Origin of the sequence: Maribacter spongiicola, assembly GCF_052119685.1 — a bacterium.
Taxonomy (GTDB): domain Bacteria; phylum Bacteroidota; class Bacteroidia; order Flavobacteriales; family Flavobacteriaceae; genus Maribacter; species Maribacter spongiicola_A.
In genome coordinates, this window is sequence record NZ_JBGQOO010000006.1 from 18,327 (window position 1) to 39,030 (window position 20,704).

Here is a 20,704-nt window from a genome sequence, read left to right on the forward strand (position 1 = left end):
CCGGGATAAAAGTGAATTTATGGTTAAAACTTTGCAAAATAAAGGTTTGGCAGTATGTGTATTACTGTGTGTAATTTTCAATTTCAGTTGTAAACAAGAGGTAAAGCAAGAGTTGATTGAAGAAGAAGAGATACCAACTGGTTATTATATAGAAAAATATAGACCGCAATATCATTTTACCCCGGAGGAGAAATGGATGAATGACCCTAACGGGTTGGTCTATAAAGATAGTTTGTATCATTTGTTCTATCAATATTATCCAGATAGTACGGTTTGGGGTCCTATGCATTGGGGTCATGCTGTTAGTAAAGATATGATGGTTTGGAAGCACAAACCAGTAGCCTTATTTCCTGATGAAAACGGATTGATTTTTTCTGGGAGTGCGGTTATGGATCATAATAATACTTCTGGCTTTGGAACAGAAGATAACCCCGCAATGGTAGCAATTTTTACCTATCATGATATGGAAGGGGAGCAGGCAGGGAAAAAGGATTTTCAAACCCAAGGTATTGCCTATAGTTTAGATAATGGTGATAGCTGGACGAAGTATGAGGGAAACCCAGTAATAGGAAATACGGGAATCAAAGACTTTAGGGATCCAAAAGTGTTTTGGAACGAGATTGAAGAAAACTGGACCATGCTTTTAGTGGCGGGAGATCATTTGCAAATATGGAATTCACCCAATTTAAAAGACTGGAAAAAAGTAAGTGAGTTTGGCAAGGATAAAGGTGCACATGGAGGTGTTTGGGAATGTCCAGATTTGTTTCCATTGAAAATTGAAGGTACGGAAGAAGTGAAATGGGTACTTCTAATTAGTATTAATCCTGGGGCCCCTAATGGAGGTAGTGGTACTCAGTATTTTATTGGTGATTTTGATGGAACAACTTTTACAACAGATCAAACCGAAAATAAATGGATTGACTTAGGAAGAGATAATTATGCAGGTGTAACTTATAATGACGCACCAAACAATGAACGTGTTTTTATAGGATGGATGAGTAATTGGGATTATGCTCGCGACACACCAACGGAAAAATGGCGTAGTGCTATGACCATACCAAGAGAATTAACTTTGCGTAAAGTGGGGGATGAGGTGTCATTGTTTAATTACCCGCTTAAAAGTTTTGAAAAAAATGTTGCCTTGGCATACCCAGAAAGCATAATAGAGATTTTACCAACTAGAAAAAGAATTATTCCGCTTAAATACGGCAACCAAAGCAAAACAAAATTCACATTGTCTGTTCCGAGTGCTCAAATATATTTTAGGAATGACATTGGAGATAGTTTAAGTATTGATATAGATAGAAATAAAAAGTTAGTTACTCTTGACAGAAGAAAATCGGGCAATGTTGATTTTAGTGATAAATTTTCGCCGGGAATTCAGCAAATGAAAATTCCGAATTTACCAGATGGTCCAATTGAAATAGTATTGCTTTTAGATCATTCTTCGCTAGAACTTTTTATAAATGGCGGTCAGTATGTAATGACCAATCAAATTTTCCCAAATGAATTTTTTAGGGCGATAACCATTGTAAATAATTCAGAAGAAGAGTTGGTTATAGAAGACTTTACAGAGCATAAAGTAGAGCGTGTTTGGGACTAATTTTTTATTGAGACATTTCACGGGCTAAAACCTCAAGGTCTATGCCCATATTTTCTCTATTTACTTTTATAATTGTTTCACGAAGCTGAGGTGGCAATGCTTTGTAGCCCAATTTGGCTCCGAGTATCATGCCGGCTATGGCGGCTACCGTATCATTGTCTCGACCGTAGTTGACGATAAATTGCATTGTTTTTTCGAAATCTCCACGACCATATTCTAGAGCGGTAACAAGTATTTGCCAAATTTCTGCAGAATGAAATGCAATACTACGCTCGTCTTTTTCTAGTAGTCTATACACCATTTCTTGGCGAATCCATTCTGGTTTAGAACCCTTAAATCCCTTAGGTACGTTATAGGTCAATGAATCATTGAGTAGTACGGCATCTAATACCAATTCATTAATACGCCTTACATTTTTTTGAGAACCAATTAGAATTGTGGTAGGTATACGACCAACTAATCTACTATCGGCATAGCCAATAGGGTCGACGAAATTCGCCACGTTCATAATAGAATCGATACTTTCTGTTCTTGTTGCCATAAAAGTCATGGTAGACACCAAAGCGGTAATATCTTTGGCGTAGCCAATATCGAATAAACTCAAATCATAAGCTTTTTGATAGGCTTCAGCAGGAGATTTAGAGATAAGGCCGACCATTGGCGAGTACAATTGCCCTGCACAAGACATTTCTCCGCCATAAAAACGATTTTGAGCTTGTAGGTAGGTACTATTATCTTTTTTGTAAGCTAATGCAACTCGTGCCCATTCTTTGATCCAGTCAATTTTTTCAATCTGTGTGTCTAGTGCATCGGTACTAATTTGTATGTCTTTATTGGCGAGAGCGTTGGTTAAGGTGTTATAATATTCAATAATGAAATCAGTAAAATTTTCAGGGTTAATGTTGTTTTTATTGGCTTTGAAATAATGCACCATTAAACTTTTCCAGCGGGTGTCATCGGTAGTAGCACCATCAAGTAAGTTGTGGTCCCAAGTGCCTTCAGGCGATTGTTCACGAAGTGCCGGTGTTAATCCATTTATATAACCATATGACAATTGAATATCTTTTCTGTGCCACATTTCTGTAGAAGCGCCCATAGCATCACCAATTGCCGAGCCAACTAAAGCGCCCAAAACCTTGTCATAGTAAACTGAATCTGCTAATTGTATTTCATTTTCCAAATACTTACCAGAAGTAGGCGATGGAACATCAAATTTATTGGAGTCATTTTTACATCCAAACAAACAAATAAAAAGAAGGATTGCTACATATCTCATGATAAAATTAAGTTTTTAGCAATGGTTAATAATTCCCCTTTTTCTTCAAGAGTTCTATTAATGGGTAATTGTGCCAAGCCAATAAGTCTTCGCATTATTTCAATCCCAGCAACTTTTTTAAGAAGCTCATTTTCAATATCTACAGGATATGAAATTTCAATTTTTTCAATATAAGAAATATCGTGGGTAGCAATAATGAGATGTGCAGCCATAACGCCAAGATCGAATTCTTTAAACCCGACGAATCCGAATTCAGGATCAATTATATATAGTTGCTGGTCAGTAGACATCCAGCTACCAGGGTAATAATCGCCATGTAAAAGCGTATCGCCTTTAGATAGATATTTATCGCCAATTGAATTGATGATTTGTTTCAATTGCTCATTTTCTTTGTATTCAAGCGATAGGTTTTGCAATCCTGGTTGAATGTCATCCAAAGAAAATCCGTTATCGCTCATAAAAGGTAGTATAAAAATATGCTGATGATTGAGCTCTCGCATTTTTATATTGTCAGGAAAGTCGTTTGGCACTTTTGCACCATGAATCCGGTGGATTATAGTAATCAGTGTATGAAATTGGTTGTCTGTAATACTGCGCTGATGGTATATAAAGCTCATATCATCGCAATCGCCTAAATCTTCCATTACCAGAATATGTGTATCAGCGTCAAAGCCGATAATTCTAGGTATGTGAGAATTTATATTACTGTTCTTAACAGCTTTGTAGAAAGTGTGCTCGACTTCAATTCGTTCTATGGGGGCAAGTATATGCTGGTATTTCTGAACAAAAGGTCTTGATTGCTTAACAATAATAGAACGTAAATTGCTGGTTACGCGAATAACCACATTCATATTGCCTTCACCAGCCTTAGAGATATGAGTGATTTTTTCGCTTTTCTTGAGCCAACCTTTGGAGGACAGATATTCTTGTAGAAATTTTAATGTACTGTCTTCGCTAATTTGTAACACAACCTATTTTTTTTCGTAATTTGAAAGATAGGTATTAAAACAAAAAAATCCTTACCGATAAGTAAGGATTTATTGTGGTGCCTCCAGGAATCGAACCAGGGACACATGGATTTTCAGTCCATTGCTCTACCAACTGAGCTAAGGCACCATGTCGCTGTAAGCGGCTGCAAATATAATTTCAATTTTATGATTTACAAACTAAATCATGAAAAAAGAGAAATGTTTTTTTAATTTTTAATCTTTGTAACATGAATTTAATAATTGATGCAGGTAATACAAACGTTAAGTTAGCGATCTTTAAAAAGACGGAAATAATTCATTTAGAGACTGTTGTTGCTGATTTGTTTGTTGAAGCCGTTAAGAAAATCTTTAAAAAGTACCCGAATATACAATCTGCAATAGTTTCTAGTGTAGGGTCACTTTCTAAGGATCAAATGAAAGTTGTAGCTGTTTTTTGCGATTTACATGAGTTAAATAGCGCCTCAAAAGTGCCATTTAAGAATTCATATGCTTCTCCTCAAACTTTAGGGGTGGATCGTATTGCACTTGCAACAGCTGCGTATTATTTTAATCCGCATAAAAATAATTTGATAATAGATGCAGGTACATGTGTTACATATGATATGTTGAACGATTTCGATGAATATTTGGGCGGAGCGATATCTCCAGGTGTGCAAATGCGCTATAATGCCATGCATCAACAGACCGCAAAGTTGCCTTTACTCGAGAAAAAAGAACTATTAGACTATATTGGTAATACAACAGAAAACTGTCTTCATAGCGGTGTAATAAATGGTATTACTCTTGAAATAGACGGTGTCATTGATCTCTACAAAGCTAGATTTGAAGATTTAACAATTATTTTAACAGGCGGTGATACACTATTTTTGTCTAAACGATTAAAAAATACCATATTTGCGGATTCCAAATTTCTCCTGAAAGGGCTTAATTATTTGCTGGAATACAACAAGCACTAAATGATCAGAAAAATTGTAATTGCAATTGTATACATTACCACTGTTGGTATGTACGCTCAAGATGGTACCGTTTCGCCTTATTCTTTCTTCGGAATTGGAGATATAAAAAGCACAAGTACTGTAGAAAATCAAATGATGGGTGGTATTGGCGTTTATGCCGATAGTATACATATAAACTTAAAAAACCCTGCCGCTTATGGCAAGCTCGGCTTAGAGGTAATGGATAAAGAAGGCCTTGTGACTTATACGGCCGGTGTCTCGAATAAGCAGTTTACCCTTAAAAGTTTTACCGAAGAACAACAAAGTTCTGTAACGACTTTAGATTATTTGGCACTTGGTTTTAGTGTTGGTAATGGGTTAGGTATGGGGTTTGGAATAATGCCATATTCTTCTGTCGGTTATAACTTCGTTGAAGAAAGAACGAATACAAGTGGTTCATTAACGAATGTTTATAATGGTACTGGCGGTTTAAATAGAGCTTTCTATTCTATAGGGTATGAAATTATTCAAGATTTAAGCATTGGTGTAACGGTAAATTTCAACTTCGGTACTTTAGAGAGTGAAAGGTTACAACAAGTTGAAGATATTCAATTTGGTACTTTCGATAGAAGAAGTTCTAGGGTTAATGGTTTTGATTTCAATTATGCGTTGAACTATAGTCCGCTAATTAAAGGAAAGCAAAGACTTCATTCATCTATTCGTGTAAATACACAAGGTAATCTTGTTTCTGAAAATGATAGACAAATAGGTTCTTTCTCAGTAGCCAACGGGGTAACAATAGAAGAAGTAGAAGTAAATTTAGCTGCTCAGAATTTAAGCAACACAGAACTGAAAATACCTACCACGACGACATTAGGTTTGGGGTATGGTGAAGATTATAAATGGTTTGTAGGTGCTGAATATAGTTTTCAGCAAATGAGTTCTTTCGAGAATTCATTCTTAGGTGCAGAAAGTGTTACCTATGAAGATGCAAGTTCTATTGCATTTGGTGCATTTATTACGCCAGATTACGATTCTTTCTCAAGTTACTTAAAACGAGTGACTTACCGTGCAGGTTTGCGCCTAGATAAGACCGGTATGTTGGTGAACGATGTTGATATAAATAACTTTGGCATAACTTTTGGATTAGGCTTACCACTGGGTAGAAGTTTCTCGAATCTTAACTTAGGTTTCGAATTTGGTAAAAAAGGAACTACTCGTGCTAATTTGATCGAAGAGAGCTATTTCAAACTTAATGTAGGGCTATCATTAAACGATCGTTGGTTCCAGAAAAGAAAAATCAATTAATAAAAATTTAGTACATTAACCATTTTAAAAATAGAAAAAATGAAATCGAAACTTTACTTCACGGCAATTATGGTTCTTGGGATGATGGGAGTGAGCAATGCACAGGCGCAAAACCCTGAATGTATGACAAACTTGTCCATATTTTCTGAACATGCAAAAGTTAAAAATTATGACGCAGCTTATGAGCCGTGGAAAATGGTTTATGAAACTTGTCCACAATTGAACAACGCTATCTATGTATATGGTGAGCGTATTCTTAAAGACAAATTAGAAAAAGCAACCGGTGCTGATAAAGAAAAATTTGCAAATGATCTTATGGGTCTTTATGACAATAAGATGAAACATTTTGCATCTAAAACTAGCGTTGGTGAGACTATGGTTGATAAAGCTATGGTGATGTACGAAAATAAAATGGCAGATGATGCTAAAATGTACAGCATGTTAGGTGAGGCATTTACTAAAGATCAAGAAAACTTTACAAGCCCAAAAGCATTGTATATTTACTTCTCTAGTTTAGTTGATGAGCATAAGGCAGGTAGAAAAGATTTGCAAGAGGTTTTTGATGTATACGATGCAGTAACAGAGAAAATTGAAGTAGAAAACGAAAAAATCACTGGTAAAATCTCTAAGCTATTACCAAAAGAAGAAGCGGGTACGTTGACTTCTAAAGAAAAATCTCGTTTAAATTCTTACAATTCATATTCTGAGGTTTATGGTAAAATTGCAGGAAGTATCGATTCTAAATTAGGACCTTTAGCAGATTGTGGTAACCTTATTCCACTTTACGAAAAGAGTTTTGAAGAGAAAAAGAATGATGTTGTTTGGGTAAAAAGAGCGGTTGGTCTTATGTTCAACAAAGAATGTACCGATGATGCAATGTTCCAAAAATTATTCGAAGCGCAATTAAGATTAGATCCATCTGCTGATGCTTATGTTTACGGTGGTACGTTGAAAATGAAAAATGGCGATAGCAAAGGTGCTCTTGCAGATTTCGATAAGGCATTATCTTTAGAAACTGATAACGATAAAAAATCTAAGATTGCTTATAAAGTAGCAGTAATTAATAAAAGAAAAGGTAGCAAGTCTTCTGCACGTAGCTATGCACAAAAGGCGATTGATGCTAACCCATCTAACGGTCGTGCATATTTATTAATTGCTAACTTGTATGCAACTAGTGCAAATGATTGTGGTACATCAGCTTTCGAAAAAAGAGCAATGTATTGGAAAGCTGCAGATATGGCAAGAAAAGCAGGTAGAGTCGATCCATCATTAGGTGGTTCTTCAAGTCAGGCGGCAAACAGCTATAGTGCAAAAGCACCAACAAAAGAAATGATCTTTAGTTCGGGTATGGCTGGTAAAACTATTTCATTCAACTGTTGGGTTGGTGGTAGCATTACAGTACCTTCTTTATAGAAAAAATGAAACAGATTCATAATTTTAAAGGCATTGCCGTGGTATATACCATGGCAATGCTTTTTTTATCTTGTCAAGACGACTATAAGAGAGTAGGTGATGAAGCTGCGAAAAAAGTCTACCCGAGAAGCGTGGCTGAAAATTTTTCGGGCACTTACACCGAGTCTCTTGAAAAGTTGGGGTCAGAAGAATTAGGGTCTTCAAAGGTTTTAGCTGTAATTTCAGGTCCTATAAGAAATGATTTTGATCAGTTGTCTTTTCCGTATCAAACCTTTCCTGAAGGCTTGTTAGTGGAGATTTTTAATGAGAAAAATGAAAAAACTACCATAGAGGCAGATTTTGGAGTGTTGTATTCTAAGACTTCTATCGTAGATTTGCGGGGTAATGTGCTTATAAAAAGTGATGACGGCAAGAAATTGGCAACATCACAATTATATTATGATCGTGGTAACGAATGGGCATTTACACAAGAAAAGTTTACGTTCACCAACCCTGATGACGGTACGGTGATGGATGGGGAAGGAATGGATATTCAAAAAGACCTCAAATTTTTAAATGCACATAAAACCTATGGTCTTATGTTGATCAAAGAGGATAAAGAACAAAAGAATGATTAGTATTTTAAGATATACAGAGTACTTATATGTTATTGTGGCCGGTTTTTCAATTTACAGAATTTTTTCAGATTGGAACACCGATAGAACTATGGCATATTTTTTCATATTTTTTGCTGTAGTTTCTATTGGTATGTTCTTGTTTAGAAGAAATTATAGGAAAAAATTCGAACAACGTAAACAGGATAATCTAAATAAGTAGTGGGTACAGCTGGTATTATCATTATACTTTCCTTAATTTTTTCAGCATTTTTCTCAGGAATGGAAATTGCCTTTATTTCTGCGAACAAGATTCATATAGAAATTGAAAAAAAACAAGAAGGATTTTTGGCAACTGTACTTACCAGATTAACCAAAAAACCATCTAAGTTTATTGCTACCATGCTTATTGGTAACAATATTGCATTGGTTATTTACGGACTTTTCATGGGCGATGTGCTTATGAATTGGTTTACGGGTATCGTTCCAGATAACGCCATTTTAAAGTTATTTATTACTGATTTCAGTTTGTTGACCCAGACGTTGATTTCTACTTTTATAATATTGATAACGGCAGAGTTTTTGCCAAAGGTTCTCTTCCAAATTTATGCTAATAACCTTTTAAAGTTATTGGCTATACCAGCCTTTTTATTCTATATTTTATTCTCTTTTATATCAGATTTCATTATTTGGATTTCTGACTTGATACTGAAACATGTATTCGGTACCTCTGGTGATGAAGTGCAATTGGCATTTAGTAAATTAGAACTGGGCGATTATATTACCGAACAGATGGAGACCATTAAGGAAGAAGATGATGTAGATACAGAAATACAGATTTTTCAAAATGCATTAGAATTTGCAGCGGTAAAAGCAAGAGAAGTTATGGTGCCAAGAACAGAGGTAGTTGCTGTTGAAATGCACGAAACACCAAAAAATCTGGCTAAATTATTTACCGAAACAGGGTATTCAAAAATATTGGTTTTCAATGATACGGTAGATAATGTTATAGGCTATATACATTCTTACGAGTTGTTCAAAAAGCCAAAGACATTAAAAAGTATTTTATTACCGGTTGAGTTCGTACCCGAAACCATGCTTATTCAAGATATTCTGAACACTTTAATGAAGAAACGAAAAAGTATTGCGGTGGTTCTAGATGAATACGGTGGTACATCTGGTCTAGTAACGGTAGAAGATATTGTAGAAGAGCTGTTCGGTGAAATTGAAGATGAACACGATACAACAGATTTACGTGAAGAGCGAGTTGATGAACGTCATTTTCTTTTTTCGGCTCGTCTAGAGGTAGATTATATCAACGAAAATTATAAGTTAGACCTTCCGGTGTCAGATGAATTTGAAACCTTAGGAGGGCTTTTGGTACATACCTTAGGTGAAATCCCAGATAAAGAAGTAGAGCTTACTATAGAAGATTATAAGTTTACGGTGTTAGAGGTTTCGAACACAAAAATTGATCTAGTTTCTATAGAACTGTTAAAAGAAGAATAACAGTGCAACAATCAATAAATTAGGAGTCTTTTTAGTTTTTATTATTTCAATTAAAAATGGTAGTTTTGCCTCCCAATAACCACAAACGATTATTTTAAACGTTAATTAGAATGGCAGTATTAGAAAATATTAGGAAACGTACAACAGTGTTGATCTTGATTATAGGTTTGGCGCTTTTTGCATTTGTTATTTCTGGAGTTTTTACCAGTAGTAATTTAGGAGGAGAAAAAGTAGGTTCGTCTGTGGCTGAAATTAATGGAGAAGAAATTTCTATTGATGAATTCAGACAAGAGGTAGAAGTTGCTTCTAACAGAGTTGGTCCAACGGCATCATCTATGCAAGTCGTAAACCAGGTTTGGGAGAACAAAGTAAGAAAGACAATCTTAGGTGAGCAATTCGAAGATTTAGGTATCGGTATTGAGCAAGATCAAATTGTTGATTTTTTAAGAACTACCGGTTACGCACAGAATCCTCAATTTCAAGATCAGAATGGTCAGTTCGATGCAAATTTGTTTAAGCAAACTGTTGCTGATTGGAAAGTTAACAACCCTGCTCAATATGATGCTTGGTTACAGACAGAAGACGAAATAGTTCAATTGGCAAAAGAGCAGACTTACTTTAATATGGTAAAGGCCGGTGTTGGTGCTACTTTGAAAGAAGGGGAGCTAGACTATAAATTGGCTAATGAAAAAATGGACATAAAGTACGTAAGAGTACCTTATACTTCTATTGCAGATAGCACAATAAACGTAACTAAAAGCGAAATAGCTGATTACGTAAGTAAGCACAAAGAAGAATACAAGCAAGATCCTGCAAGAGATTTGCAATATGTATATTTTCAAGAAAAGCCATCTGATGCTGATCAAGCAGCCATTAAAGCTGAAGTTTCTAAGTTGTTAGATGATACTATAGAATATAATACTCAAACCGATCGTAACGATACTATTAGAGGTTTTAGAAATACAAAAGATGTTACTGCATTTTTAGATAGATATTCTGATACTAAGTTCGATACTATTTTCAAGGCTAAGAAAAATTTACCTTCTAGCGTTGCAGATACAATAATGAATTTAAGTGTTGGTCAAATATACGGTCCTTATAAAGATGGAGATTCTTATAAGATTTCTAAGATGATTGCTAGAAAGCCTAATGGTTCTGTAAAAGCAAGTCATATTCTATTGGCTTACACAGGTGCTACTAGAGCAAATCCTGAAGTAACAAGAACAAAAGAAGAGGCTGAAGCTAAAGCGAAAGAATTATTAAAAGAAGCTAAAAAATCTGGAGTTGTATTTTCAGAATTGGCAAGAGATAACTCTGACGGACCATCTGCACCAAATGGTGGAGATTTAGGATATTTCCAAAAAGGCGTAATGGTACCTAAATTCAATGATTTCGCATTTAATAATAACGAAGGAAGCATCGGGTTGGTTGAAACTGACTTCGGATTTCACGTTATTAAAATTGACGATAAAGAAGATGTAGTTCAGGTTGCTACTATATCTAGAGAAATCGTTGCATCAGAAGAAACAATAAATACATTGTTTACGAATGCTACAAAATTTGAAATGGAAACTACAGATGATGAAAGTGCATTTTCAACATTGGCTAAGAAAGCTGAATACGTAGTGCGTCCTGTAAATAAGATCAAAGCTTTAGATGAGAACCTACCTGGGTTAACAAATCAAAGAAATATTGTACAGTGGGCTTTTAATGCTGATACTGAGGTAGGTGATGTAAAGAGATTCAACATTAACAACGGTTATGCTGTAGTTCAATTAACTGGTACTTATGCAGAAGGTGTAATGAGTGCTGAAGATGCTTCTGTACTTGTATTGCCGATCATTAGAAAAGAACGTAAGGCAGCTCAAATTATCGCAGCTAACAAGGGTAAGGAAATGAGTGCTATTGCATCTGATAACGCTGTAAGTGTTTCAACTGCGTCTGCACTTACTGTTAAGTCACCGACTATACCTGGTGCTGGTAGTGAGCCTGTTGTAGTAGGTACTGCATATGGTATGGCTGCTGGTCAAACTTCAGGTTTAATTCAAGGGAATACTGGTGTTTTCAAAATTGAAATCGTTAAGAAAACAGAAGCTCCAAAATTAGACAACTATAGCGTTTATTCAAATGCGATAAAAACTGGTGCTGCTAGCCGTGTGAACACTGCAGTTTATAACGCATTGAAAGACGGTTCTAAAATTGAAGATAAAAGAGCTACTTTCTACTAGTAGTTACTTTGTAAGTTTATATAAAAAAAGAGCAACCAATTGGTTGCTCTTTTTTTATAGTATCATTTCTGAGTAAGGTACTATAGTTGAATATCCTTTGTTCTTGAAGTAAACCATATCGGCTTCCGTACCGGTTACTAAAACAAAATCTCCTCCCCAAGCACCTAAGCTTTTAACAGTACCGCTATAATCAGGGAAAAGTATATTTTTTATAGAGTCTATTTGAAGTGTCTTAGATAAAACGCTCTCGTGTTCGTTTAATAGAAGTTCAAAATCCTTAAGGTGAGTAGAAGCTAAAATGCGCTCTGTTATGCTATCGATTTTTAAGATCAGCTCCTCTTTATTAAAATCTAAATTCCTGTAGCTATTAATAGCCTCTCTGCTGTTTTTCTTCTGATTGAGATACACAAAAAATAACTGATCTGTAAAGTCAGGGTTAAACGTTACCTCGGTTATATGGGGTTCAAAACCATTTCTTTGGTACGTAATTGCTGTATTATGGGTGGCGCATGCAATATCGTAACCACTACCGCCAAAAGTAGCTTCTAGTAATTGATATGGATTTACGCCTGCCCAGGCGGCAACATTCGCAATTAACGTAGATGAAGTGCCCAAGCCCCAATCTATAGGGAAAGTAACTTTAGCTTCTGCCGAATTGATGTTGGTTGTACTAGGTGAAAAATCAGGATTTAATTTTTTTGCTTCCAAAAGAATGTGAGATAGGCGATGAGCCACATCCCGATCAGAAGTATAAACGGTCTTAGAATCTTTCTTAGAAAATTCGGCGCTAAACCAAATATTTTCATCCGCATCTAAACTATTCCAGACAAAATTTTCTGAATCTGAACTAAGTAGGCTTAAAGATTGTCCGAATTTTGTGGGTAATGCCAAACCTTTTGCGCCGTCGAGAATAGCATATTCTCCGGTAATCAATAATTTTCCGTTACTGTAAAATTCCTTGGTCATGCGTGAACGGTTTATTTTCTTATAGTATTCAATTGAAGTTCCACTCCATGATGTGTTACTGGGTTAGTTTTAAAATGTGCTACCAATGTAGCTTTTTCATTCTCGTTCGCACCTAGTTGATTTAATATATTTAGAAGGTGCATTTTCATATGTCCTTTTTGAATACCGGTAGTAACCAAAGAGCTAACAGCCGCAAAGTTCTGTGCTAGACCTGCCACAGCGACAATTTGCATCAGCTCTTCTGCCGATGGTCGCTGAAGTATCTCTAAATTCAGTTTCACCAAAGGGTGTAAGTTTGTGAGTCCGCCAACGGTACCTAACGCCAATGGCAACTCAATCCAGAATTTAAAAATTCCGTTTTCAATTTCAGCATGAGTCAAACTACTGTATTGACCATTTTTACAGGCATACGCATGTACGCCAGCTTCTATTGCTCTAAAGTCGTTACCAGTAGCTAGAACGACGGCATCTATACCGTTCATTATTCCCTTATTGTGCGTAACCGCACGGTACGGTTCTACTTTTGCGATTTTAATAGCTTGTATTATTTTTTCTGCTGTATGTTGCGGTGTCAATTCTGCTGATAGTTTTAAATCTTCAACAGGGCAGCTCACTTCAGCACGAACGGTACAATTGGGTACATAGTTAGAAAGTATGCTCATTATTACTTCTACCTCTTTCTCTATGGCCGAGAAATCCTTATAATTTGCAGCTTCCTTTTTCAATGTAACCGCAAATTGCTCTAAGCAGCTATTTATGAAATTAGCGCCCATAGCATCTTTAGTTTGAAAAGTAGCATGTAGCTGAAAGTAATGTTCTAATTCGCTGGTCTTATCTCTTAAAATAATATCAGAAATACCACCACCTCTTTTTTCCATACTAGTGGTCAAAGAAACACTTTCTGCAAGTAAAATGGGTTTTAAATAGGTGAAAAAGGAGTTCAGTTTTGTTGCCTCACCTTTAAATATGAAATGTACTTGACCTACTTTTTCTGTACCTATGATTTCAGCTTTGAATCCGCCTTTATTCAACCAGAATTTTGCAGCCTTACTAGCAGCTGCAATAACTGAGCTTTCTTCGATAGCCATGGGTATGGCATAAAGTGTCTCGTTAATTAAAAAGTTAGGGGCAATGCCTAAAGGCATATAAAGATTCGTGAGTGTATTTTCAATAAACTCATCATGTAATTGCTGAATACTAGAATTTTCATTCCAGTAGGTTTGCAATATCTTCTTTGATTGCGTGGCATTTTGGGTGTAGTTTGTGGTGACCCAATCTATTTTTTCTTCTTTCGTAAGTTTGGAGAAACCACTTATTGGCTTGGTCATTTAGGTATAACTTTCTACTAATATTCGATGTTGAGTAAAAGTCGCGATTTAGAAAAATAGCACATAATTTTACGGTAGTAAAGATAAGCATATTGGCAATAATCTAGTTTCGATAGGCAAAGAGTTAAAAGCGCTTTCTTTTTCACTGCAAAGCGTGTTTTTTTGAGGAAATTGTGGTAAACTTGAGAGATTTAACAAAATTCAATTATTTATGCGAAAAACACACTTATTTGCGTTGATTTTACTTTCACTCTCCGCAATTACTTGGGCACAGGAAAAACAAATTGAAGTAGCTGAAATTTATCAAGGCGCTTTTAGAACTGAAGGGATGGATGCTCTTAGATCCATGAAAAATGGCACCCAATATACAGTTCTTAATACCAATAGAATCAGTCAAGTTACTACAGTTGATAAATACGATTATAAAACATTAGAAAAAGTTGGTACTGTAGTTTCTTCAGCAGATTTAGCTGATATATCTTCTTTCTCATCGTATGATTTCAGTTCAGACGAAAAAAAGATCTTGCTTTCAACAGAAGTAGAGCCAATATTCAGAAGATCAAAACTTGGTATTTATTATGTGTATGATGTAGCTTCTAAAAAAGTAGTTCAAATAAGTGCGGACAAAATTCAAGAACCATTATTATCGCCAAATGGTAATCAGGTGGCCTATGTAAAGAGCAATAATATTTATATTCTGAATATGGTTTCGGGTGAAACCAAGCAGGTTACTACCGACGGTGTATCAAATAAAATTATTAACGGCGTTACCGACTGGGTATATGAAGAGGAATTTGCTTTTGTTCGTGCTTTCGAATGGAATGCCGATGGTTCTAAAATAGCTTTTCTTCGTTTTGATGAAACCAACGTGCCAGAATTTTCTATGGACGTTTATGGTACGGGTTTGTACCAACAACCACATGTATTTAAATATCCAAAAGCAGGTGAAAACAATTCTATTGTTTCGTTGCATCTTTTAGATGTTGCAAGTGGAGCAATTTCTGCCGTAAATACTAATAACGCGTATTACATACCGCGTATTAAATGGATGAACCATAAAGATATGTTGAGTGTTCAAACTTTGAACAGGCATCAAAATCATTTGACCATGTATGCGATAAATGCAAAGAAGGGTGATGTATCTGTTCTGTTAGAAGAAAAAGATGATGCCTATGTTGATATCACCGATAACCTTACATTTCTAGAAGATGATAGCTTTATCTGGACCAGCGAAAAAGATGGCTGGAACCATATTTACCTTTATGGGGAAGATGGTAGTTTAATGAATCAGATTACGAAAGGCGATTGGGAAGTCACTAAATACTACGGTTACGACCAAAACGAAGATAAAATTTACTATCAATCAACTGAAAATGGTTCTATAAACCGTGGGGTTTATAATATTAGTAGCGGTGGTGATGATAAAAATGGCTTGGCAGTTTCTAAAGGAACGAATAATGCATCTTTTAGTGCTGATTTTACATATTTCATTAATACATTCTCAAGTACAGAAATGCCTCAGATATATACTTTGCATCAAGCCATTAATGGTAAGAAGGTTAAAGATATAAAAGACAATAGTCAATTATTGAAGAGATTAGAAGGGTATGCTGTGAGTCCGAAAGAGTTCTCTACAATTTCTATTAATGGCAATGATCTTAATATGTACATGATCAAGCCTAAAGATTTTGACCCTGCAAAAAAGTATCCTTTATTTATGTATCAGTATAGTGGTCCTGGTTCGCAAAATGTGAGCAATAGCTGGATGGGCGCTAATGATTACTGGCACCAAATGTTAGTAGCTGAAGGGTATATTGTAGCTTGTGTAGATGGTCGTGGAACCGGATTCAAAGGAAGAGATTTTAAAAAAGTTACTCAAAAAGAATTAGGAAAATATGAGGTAGAAGATCAAATTGCTGCAGCTAAAAAATTAAGTGAATTACCGTATATCGATGAATCAAGAACGGGTATATGGGGTTGGAGCTATGGTGGCTTTATGTCAACTAATTGTATTTTAAAAGGTAACGATACTTTTGAAATGGCAATTGCCGTTGCGCCTGTTACATCATGGGCTTTTTACGATACTATTTATACGGAGCGCTACATGCAAACTCCGCAAGAAAACCCAAGTGGTTATGATGAAAACTCTCCATTTAATTATCCGCAGTTATTAGAAGGTGATTATTTGTTGATACATGGTACGGGAGATGATAATGTACATGTACAGAATTCTATGCGTATGATAGAAGCTTTGATTCAAGCTGATAAGCAGTTCGATTGGGGAATCTATCCAGATAAAAATCATGGAATTTTTGGTGGTAACACAAGAATTCACCTGTATAACAAAATGACCAATTTTATAAAAGAGAAACTATAAACTAACTAATTGAACTATGACTGAAAGTACTGAAATTTCAGACCAAAAACAGATTTTTGGACACCCGCAGGGTTTATTTTACTTATTTTTTGCAGAATTGTGGGAGCGTTTTAGCTTTTACGGTATGCGAGCGTTGCTGACGCTTTACATGATTGATGTAATCTTCAAAGCCTTAGCAGAAAGAGATTATGCAACAGCAGCTGTTTACTCCTCTTATGGTTCATTAGTTTATGCCTCTACAGTTATCGGAGGAAAATTATCGGATAAGATTTTAGGGATGCGAAATTCCATTTTCTTAGGCGGAATTTTAATGTCTATAGGTCACTTTGTTCTGGCTATTGAAAACGACATTGCTTTTTTCTTGGCGCTATCATTGATCATTGTAGGTAATGGATTTTTTAAGCCAAATATTTCCACATTTGTTGGTACACTCTATGAAAAAGGAGATCCCAAAAAAGATTCGGGTTTTACCATTTTCTACATGGGTATTAATATTGGTGGTTGGGTAGCTCCACTTTTATGTGGTTGGCTAGCGGCTACCTACGGTTGGCATTATGGTTTTGGTTTAGCAGGTATTGGTATGTTAACTGGTCTAATTGTTTTTTGGAGAGGTATTCAAGCCAATGTTTTCGGAGATAGAGGATTACCACCTAATGAGCATGTACTAGAGAAAAAAGTACTTGGTGTAAAGCAAGGTATTCTTGTTCCTGTATTGGCTGTATTGGCAGCGCCGTTAATAGCACTGTTATTATCATCTTATAAAGCGATTGCTACAGATGGTATGTTTGCAGATCAAAATATCGTGAATGTCATTTTTACCGGTATCGGTATCGCCGTTCTAGCATATTTGGCTTACGAGATGTTCAAAGCAAATGTTAAAGAAAGAAAAGAACTGTTTGTAGCGGTATTACTTACTTTTTTCATGACTATTTTCTGGGGTTTCCATGAATTGTCTGGTAGTGTCATTACTTTGTTTGCAGCTAGAAATATTGATCTTGACGGCATAATGTCTGCGGCGCAAACAAATTCGTTAAACTCTATGTTCATTATTATATTAGCTATTCCGATTTCGATGATGTGGACATGGTTGAGCAAGAAAAATTGGAACCCGAGAACTCCGTATAAATTCGGATTAGGATTGCTTTTTGCCGGTATAAGTTTTTATGTTTTAGCATTAAGTGGTGGTAGCGCCAACGAAAGCGGATTTGTTCCCTTTACATATCTTTTGTTAATGTATTTCTTATTGTCTGTTGGTGAGCTGTTTATGTCTCCTGTGGGCTTATCTAAAATGACAGATTTAGCACCGATGAGATTGATTGCCTTTATTATGGGTGTTTGGTTTTTATCGTCTGCATTTGCATTTCAGATAGTCGGTTTTATTGGTAAACAACTAGCTATCGAAAGTACAGATGGCGATGTAAGTGGGTTTGCAACTTTAACCGTGTATACAGATGGTTTCATGCTTATTGCTAAATATGCTTTAGGTGCAGGTATTATCGTTCTTTTAGCATCACCGTTAATTAAAAAGTTAATGGGTAAAGTGCATTAATTTATATTACTCAAAATAATAAGCTCCCTTTTCACCAGTATAGTGAAAAGGGATTTTATTTTTTATACAAGTAGCTTTCCAACGTTCAACATAGCTTTTGTAGTTACTGCCATCGGCTATGATTACCTTCGGATTGATGCTGTCTAGCAATCTGTCTAGATTAATTTTTGGTGATTGTGTGAGTAGAATTTTTTGGGATGTTGACTTCGGATATATTCCTGTACTATCAATTATCAATAGCAATTCATCTTCGAAAGCATAGCTGTTATTTAAATAATCAAATTGCACCGAATTCATGCGTTCAGCGGTAATATAATCTGAAATAAGATAGTCAGGTCTATTATCAGGGTTTGTTAAGATTGATAAATTATCTCCACTTCTGTTAAAAATGAGACTCTTTCTCGTTTGATGCAATACTAGTACTTCTGAGGTAGTTTGAGCCTCATATTCTTGATAGATGGTCCAACTTTGAAAACATAGAATACTTAAAAAAAAGAAAACTATTCGTTTGTAGTTGAATTTTCTGCAAAGTTCTATGCCCATTACCAGAACCAAAATACTTAATAATAGCTGAGTAAAATCGAAAGAGATAGCACTGAAAATAAAACTTTCTTGTTTTGCTACCCAAGCTATTACCCTATTCATTAAACTGATGATTTCATTGTAAAACCATACTAATGAATTGGGAAGCCAATTTAATAGTGATAATGCTATCACTAAAATACCCATGCCAAGAATAACTCCTAAAGCAGGTACGATCACTAAATTTGATACAAAGAACAATCCCGGAAACTGATGAAAATAGAATAGACTAATAGGTAAAACACCTAATTGCGCAGCAATACTAACACATAGCAATTGCCAAAAGTATCGTACCACCTTATTCTTCGGAAACCATAATCCTTTAAGCAAGGGGAAAATCCAAAGTATAGCAAAAACAGCTGCATAGCTCATTTGAAATCCAACTTGAAATAGCAAATTCGGATTGATGAATAATAGTATAAACAGTATTGATAGTGCGAGTATATTGAATGTATTATGAGGTCTGTTTAAATACAGTGCATATGCCACGAAAGTGAACATGGTAGTAGCGCGAATAATACTAGCAGACAACCCGGCAATAAAGGCAAATGTCCATAAAAATAGTACCGATAGAATTAAAATAAGGGTTCGCCCATTAGGTATATTTTTCAGCGGACTCAATAAAAACTGAATAACTAAGAGTAGAATACCTATGTGTAGCCCAGATACTGCTAAAATATGCACAGCACCAGCTTTCTGGTAATTGGTATATGTTTCTTCAGAAATATCTGATCGCTGCCCTAATAATAAAGCTTGGATTACACTTAATTCGTCTGCTCCAAAATTTTCTTGATCAAGCCTATCGATAATATGATTACGTGTTCTCGCGGCGATACCGAGAAGGGTAGTTTGCGAACTTTTAATTTTCACAAGTTCATCATGCGCTATTCGTATGCTATGGTATACGCCTAAATTCTCTAGATATTTTTGATAATTAAATTGATGCGGATTTAAGGGCGGGGAAATAGCTTTTGCTTCGGTATAAGTTACAAATTCATCATCGATAGCTAAGTTTAGTTTTGCTGAATCAATAGGTATAGTAAGAAGAATAGTGCCAGATACCTGTTTATTACCAATACTTTTTACTGAGGCAAAATAGCGGGTCGAAAACTGATTGGGTTTTAGAACTTCTTTTATTTTTAGCGTCCATAGTTCGTTATTATTATTTTGGCGATTACTGTAGTGACTCCTATAATTTATAGGTTGTGCAGCAGTGTAACTATAGATTCCTAATGATACGAATGTTAGCGCGGCAATGGTGCCAAATAAAATTGATTTTGTATTCTTTTCAAAGAAGAAAATACCTGCAAGTAGCAGAAAAAGAAAAGTGGTGAACAGAAGTATATATAATAGGTTAAAGGAAAAAAAGTAACCTATTAAAATTCCAAGTATGAGTAAAAGCGTTAGTCTGATCGGAATAAACGCTAAGAGCTTCATGCTATAATATTCTTGTAGCCTTTACAAATGCTTGGTTCCAGAATCCGTCACGTAAAGATGAGACGGTAACACCACGCGATGTCGATGCGTGTATAAAAGTAATTTCGTCGTTAGCGGTACCTACGACCATACCAACATGGTTGATACGTTTAGAACCTCGACTCGTTTTAAAAAACAACAAATCTCCCTTTTCAACATTTTTAACGGTAACACGATGCCCTTCTTCCGCCATATGAAAAGACGTTCTAGGTAATTGTACATCATGTTCGCCAAACGAAACATATAAAAGTCCGGAGCAATCCATACCTTTTTTTGTGGTACCACCAAACTTGTAGCGTGTGCCAGAAAATGAAAGCGCTGTATTGATAATTTCGTCGGCTTTGGTATTATTTGTAGAAGAAGTTATAATTCTACGTTCTTCGGTTTTAGTAGGCTCAGGATCATTACCGGTTCTTGCATTATTAGCTGCCGCAACAGATATTTTGCGTTCCTTGTCAGAACTGCTTGTTTTGCTTATGCCACAACTGGCTAAAAAGCAAATGATAAGAAAACATGGTAGTATGCGCATAAAACAGAGTGTACCCTTTAGTACGTGTAACTATAAAATTATA

The 20,704-nt window shown here is 35.6% G+C and carries 16 protein-coding genes and 1 tRNA gene; 10 read left to right on the top strand and 7 right to left on the bottom strand.

Features of this window, described 5'->3' with window-relative positions; genetic code table 11:
• Positions 1 to 19: 19 nt before the first annotated feature.
• Positions 20 to 1,603 carry a glycoside hydrolase family 32 protein gene (locus ACEN2N_RS11125; protein WP_441824397.1) on the top strand — a complete coding sequence of 528 codons (1,584 nt, stop codon included), beginning with the start codon at positions 20 to 22 and terminating at the stop codon, positions 1,601 to 1,603.
• Positions 1,604 to 1,607: 4 nt separating this feature from the next.
• On the opposite strand, the gene ACEN2N_RS11130 is transcribed toward ACEN2N_RS11125, so the two are convergent.
• From ACEN2N_RS11130 to ACEN2N_RS11140, 3 genes are all read right to left on the bottom strand, one after another.
• The gene (locus tag ACEN2N_RS11130; RefSeq protein WP_441824398.1) at positions 1,608 to 2,879 is read right to left on the bottom strand and encodes an ADP-ribosylglycohydrolase family protein; all 1,272 of its coding nucleotides are present in this window, start codon (positions 2,877 to 2,879) and stop codon (positions 1,608 to 1,610) included.
• Positions 2,876 to 3,847 (bottom strand): phosphotransferase, encoded by a 972-nt coding sequence (locus ACEN2N_RS11135; RefSeq protein ID WP_441824399.1) that lies wholly within the window; start codon positions 3,845 to 3,847, stop codon positions 2,876 to 2,878. Before ACEN2N_RS11135 ends, ACEN2N_RS11130 begins: the two co-directional genes overlap by 4 nt.
• Before the next feature lie 75 nt (positions 3,848 to 3,922).
• Positions 3,923 to 3,995, bottom strand: a tRNA-Phe gene (locus tag ACEN2N_RS11140).
• 100 nt (positions 3,996 to 4,095) lie between these two features.
• Here ACEN2N_RS11140 and ACEN2N_RS11145 point away from each other — a divergent pair.
• From ACEN2N_RS11145 to ACEN2N_RS11175, 7 genes are all read left to right on the top strand, one after another.
• The gene (locus ACEN2N_RS11145; RefSeq protein ID WP_441824400.1) at positions 4,096 to 4,824 is read left to right on the top strand and encodes a type III pantothenate kinase; all 729 of its coding nucleotides are present in this window, start codon (positions 4,096 to 4,098) and stop codon (positions 4,822 to 4,824) included.
• Complete coding sequence (locus ACEN2N_RS11150) at positions 4,825 to 6,111, top strand: hypothetical protein (RefSeq protein WP_441824401.1); 1,287 nt, start codon at positions 4,825 to 4,827, stop codon at positions 6,109 to 6,111.
• A 39-nt stretch (positions 6,112 to 6,150) separates the two neighbouring features.
• Positions 6,151 to 7,524 carry a tetratricopeptide repeat protein gene (locus ACEN2N_RS11155; protein ID WP_441824402.1) on the top strand — a complete coding sequence of 458 codons (1,374 nt, stop codon included), beginning with the start codon at positions 6,151 to 6,153 and terminating at the stop codon, positions 7,522 to 7,524.
• 5 nt (positions 7,525 to 7,529) lie between these two features.
• Positions 7,530 to 8,141: an LPS export ABC transporter periplasmic protein LptC gene (gene lptC, locus ACEN2N_RS11160; protein ID WP_441824403.1), complete on the top strand. Its 612-nt coding sequence runs from the start codon at positions 7,530 to 7,532 to the stop codon at positions 8,139 to 8,141.
• A complete protein-coding gene (locus ACEN2N_RS11165) occupies positions 8,134 to 8,340 on the top strand; it encodes a hypothetical protein (protein WP_441824404.1) in 207 nt (68 codons plus the stop codon). The genes lptC and ACEN2N_RS11165 overlap by 8 nt, the downstream gene beginning before the upstream one ends.
• 59 nt (positions 8,341 to 8,399) lie before the next feature.
• Entirely contained in the window at positions 8,400 to 9,626 is a 1,227-nt protein-coding gene (locus tag ACEN2N_RS11170; protein ID WP_441824546.1) for a hemolysin family protein, read from the top strand.
• 110 nt (positions 9,627 to 9,736) lie between these two features.
• Positions 9,737 to 11,854, top strand: coding sequence for a peptidylprolyl isomerase (locus ACEN2N_RS11175; protein WP_441824405.1), 2,118 nt, complete (start codon positions 9,737 to 9,739; stop codon positions 11,852 to 11,854).
• A 54-nt stretch (positions 11,855 to 11,908) separates the two neighbouring features.
• On the opposite strand, the gene ACEN2N_RS11180 is transcribed toward ACEN2N_RS11175, so the two are convergent.
• Positions 11,909 to 12,820 carry a GYDIA family GHMP kinase gene (locus ACEN2N_RS11180; RefSeq protein ID WP_441824406.1) on the bottom strand — a complete coding sequence of 304 codons (912 nt, stop codon included), beginning with the start codon at positions 12,818 to 12,820 and terminating at the stop codon, positions 11,909 to 11,911.
• 11 nt (positions 12,821 to 12,831) lie between these two features.
• On the bottom strand, positions 12,832 to 14,148 hold the full coding sequence (locus ACEN2N_RS11185) for a hydroxymethylglutaryl-CoA reductase, degradative (protein ID WP_441824407.1): 1,317 nt from the start codon (positions 14,146 to 14,148) through the stop codon (positions 12,832 to 12,834).
• 211 nt (positions 14,149 to 14,359) lie between these two features.
• Here ACEN2N_RS11185 and ACEN2N_RS11190 point away from each other — a divergent pair, with 211 nt between their 5' ends.
• Positions 14,360 to 16,525, top strand: a complete 2,166-nt coding sequence (locus ACEN2N_RS11190; protein WP_441824408.1) for a S9 family peptidase — start codon at positions 14,360 to 14,362, stop codon at positions 16,523 to 16,525.
• 16 nt (positions 16,526 to 16,541) lie between these two features.
• Complete coding sequence (locus ACEN2N_RS11195; protein WP_441824409.1) at positions 16,542 to 18,074, top strand: peptide MFS transporter; 1,533 nt, start codon at positions 16,542 to 16,544, stop codon at positions 18,072 to 18,074.
• Positions 18,075 to 18,080: 6 nt separating this feature from the next.
• On the opposite strand, the gene ACEN2N_RS11200 is transcribed toward ACEN2N_RS11195, so the two are convergent.
• Positions 18,081 to 20,093: a ComEC/Rec2 family competence protein gene (locus ACEN2N_RS11200; protein ID WP_441824410.1), complete on the bottom strand. Its 2,013-nt coding sequence runs from the start codon at positions 20,091 to 20,093 to the stop codon at positions 18,081 to 18,083.
• Position 20,094: 1 nt separating this feature from the next.
• Positions 20,095 to 20,661, bottom strand: a complete 567-nt coding sequence (locus tag ACEN2N_RS11205; protein ID WP_441824411.1) for a C40 family peptidase — start codon at positions 20,659 to 20,661, stop codon at positions 20,095 to 20,097.
• Between the last annotated feature and the right edge of the window lie 43 nt (positions 20,662 to 20,704).

What these genes read in the sequence shown, in the direction of transcription:
- ACEN2N_RS11125 (WP_441824397.1), top strand. Translation starts at nt 20, where the DNA reads ATGGTTAAAACTTTGCAAAATAAAGGTTTGGCAGTATGTGTATTACTG.
- ACEN2N_RS11130 (WP_441824398.1), bottom strand. Translation starts at nt 2,879, where the DNA reads ATGAGATATGTAGCAATCCTTCTTTTTATTTGTTTGTTTGGATGTAAA.
- ACEN2N_RS11145 (WP_441824400.1), top strand. Translation starts at nt 4,096, where the DNA reads ATGAATTTAATAATTGATGCAGGTAATACAAACGTTAAGTTAGCGATC.
- ACEN2N_RS11150 (WP_441824401.1), top strand. Translation starts at nt 4,825, where the DNA reads ATGATCAGAAAAATTGTAATTGCAATTGTATACATTACCACTGTTGGT.
- ACEN2N_RS11155 (WP_441824402.1), top strand. Translation starts at nt 6,151, where the DNA reads ATGAAATCGAAACTTTACTTCACGGCAATTATGGTTCTTGGGATGATG.
- lptC (WP_441824403.1), top strand. Translation starts at nt 7,530, where the DNA reads ATGAAACAGATTCATAATTTTAAAGGCATTGCCGTGGTATATACCATG.
- ACEN2N_RS11165 (WP_441824404.1), top strand. Translation starts at nt 8,134, where the DNA reads ATGATTAGTATTTTAAGATATACAGAGTACTTATATGTTATTGTGGCC.
- ACEN2N_RS11170 (WP_441824546.1), top strand. Translation starts at nt 8,400, where the DNA reads ATGGAAATTGCCTTTATTTCTGCGAACAAGATTCATATAGAAATTGAA.
- ACEN2N_RS11175 (WP_441824405.1), top strand. Translation starts at nt 9,737, where the DNA reads ATGGCAGTATTAGAAAATATTAGGAAACGTACAACAGTGTTGATCTTG.
- ACEN2N_RS11180 (WP_441824406.1), bottom strand. Translation starts at nt 12,820, where the DNA reads ATGACCAAGGAATTTTACAGTAACGGAAAATTATTGATTACCGGAGAA.
- ACEN2N_RS11185 (WP_441824407.1), bottom strand. Translation starts at nt 14,148, where the DNA reads ATGACCAAGCCAATAAGTGGTTTCTCCAAACTTACGAAAGAAGAAAAA.
- ACEN2N_RS11190 (WP_441824408.1), top strand. Translation starts at nt 14,360, where the DNA reads ATGCGAAAAACACACTTATTTGCGTTGATTTTACTTTCACTCTCCGCA.
- ACEN2N_RS11195 (WP_441824409.1), top strand. Translation starts at nt 16,542, where the DNA reads ATGACTGAAAGTACTGAAATTTCAGACCAAAAACAGATTTTTGGACAC.
- ACEN2N_RS11200 (WP_441824410.1), bottom strand. Translation starts at nt 20,093, where the DNA reads ATGAAGCTCTTAGCGTTTATTCCGATCAGACTAACGCTTTTACTCATA.
- ACEN2N_RS11205 (WP_441824411.1), bottom strand. Translation starts at nt 20,661, where the DNA reads ATGCGCATACTACCATGTTTTCTTATCATTTGCTTTTTAGCCAGTTGT.